Source organism: Gammaproteobacteria bacterium, assembly GCA_003696665.1.
Lineage (GTDB): Bacteria > Pseudomonadota > Gammaproteobacteria > Enterobacterales.
Genome location: RFGJ01000133.1, coordinates 1 through 1489 on the forward strand (window position 1 = coordinate 1; position 1489 = coordinate 1489).

A 1489-nucleotide genomic window follows, 5' to 3' on the forward strand; every position below is an offset into this window, starting at 1 on the left:
CTCGGCTTCATCCATCATTCGCACCGCATCTTCAAACGTCAAAAGATCTTTCCTGATATATTGCGCCAACACATTCCGAAACTCACTCCGCCACAGTATGGGTGCAATCCACTCCGCATCTTTCAGCAGCGCCTTCTCTACCTGTTCAGACCGCTCGCTGCTCAGGTACAAATAGCCAATGATGTTGGTATCCACCACTATCATGGCCGCCCTGCCACCTTCATCGCATTGAATTCGTCATCACTGATAGGGTAGTGCTTTGTTTTTGCGCGCAACCGCCGCGCTCTTGCCAAATAGGCTTCGGGTTGTATCCTCCGGCTTCTTATCGCTCTCTCAATGCACAAAATAACTTCGCTGTTCACACTGCGCCGATTGAGCGCAGCATACTGCTTCAATTGAGCATACAGGTCTTCGGGAATGTTTTTTATCGTCAGGGTCGGCATATCGCCACCTCCAGAATGGTTTCTCTATGCATCCATTATGGAAGATGTGACCTATTTTGTCAAGAGTTTTCTCCCCGTTCTTGGGCGGCTAACGTGAGCGTTGGCGGCAGCGGCGGTGATTGCACTACCACCACGGCCAGCCCGCTACTCACTTTGCAATTCGCGCCCGCCTCCGCGCGCGGCGTAGCCGCTGTCCGCTGCAGCCGGTGTTAGCCGCCACCACTTGTGCGGAAACGCTGAATGCGTTCTTCTATCTCGGCTACGATTTCTCGGAGTGACCCCATATCTCCTGCGCCTACATACCCTTCCAATTCTCCCAAAATGGCTTCCATATCTGGTTGATAGGCATACATCAACGCCGCAATATCATTTTCATAAATGCTCACCCGCACAAAATCCCCCTGCCGATACAACGATGGCAAGGCATACAGTTTCAGCAATAGCAATCCTTCTACCGTTGCTATCAATACTTCTCGTTCCGCAAATGCTTGCTTGACCACATACTTTTGCTGGACTTGCCGAAAGAGTGGGTTCTTTGTCAACAAGATGTCAATCTGTAACCCTTGAAACGTTCCACGAGCAAAGTACGGATTATCCTGCTTCTCCACTTTGATTTCAGGCACTTTCTCCAGGTCAGCCAGCGCCATAATGAGGTCAATGTCCTGGGTGTTCCTGCCTTCAACATAATTCAACAAAGCCACGCCCCCGACCAACACATACCCCACTTGCTGTTCATCTAACAGCGCAAACAAACGACCCACAGCCGATAACAAAGAATCCGCTTCCATCCAGGGTTTCTCCCAATTCTGCGGATTGAACACAACCGCATTTTGAATAATTTGTCCAATCTCAACAAAATCTTTCAACATGGAATGCTCCACTCTAAGTTTAGCACAACTACCCTGAAGTATAGAGAACTCTGAGTATGGTATGGGGCGGCTAACGTGGGCGTAAGCCGCCCGCCGGTGGATGCAGATGAACCATACATTCAGTATAGCGCAAATTTGCAATTTCCGCGCCGCCTCACCTACCGCCGAAGGCGGGTC

3 protein-coding genes are annotated in these 1489 nt (G+C 50.4%); all 3 read right to left on the reverse strand.

Annotated elements, in window-relative coordinates; all coding sequences use genetic code 11:
- On the reverse strand, positions 1 to 204 hold a 204-nt coding region (locus D6694_04060), incomplete at its 3' end, for a PIN domain-containing protein (GenBank protein ID RMH45871.1).
- Positions 201 to 443 (reverse strand): Arc family DNA-binding protein, encoded by a 243-nt coding sequence (locus D6694_04065; protein RMH45872.1) that lies wholly within the window; start codon positions 441 to 443, stop codon positions 201 to 203. The genes D6694_04065 and D6694_04060, both read right to left, overlap by 4 nt.
- A 209-nt stretch (positions 444 to 652) precedes the next feature.
- The gene (locus D6694_04070) at positions 653 to 1312 is read right to left on the reverse strand and encodes a hypothetical protein (protein ID RMH45873.1); all 660 of its coding nucleotides are present in this window, start codon (positions 1310 to 1312) and stop codon (positions 653 to 655) included.
- Between the last annotated feature and the right edge of the window lie 177 nt (positions 1313 to 1489).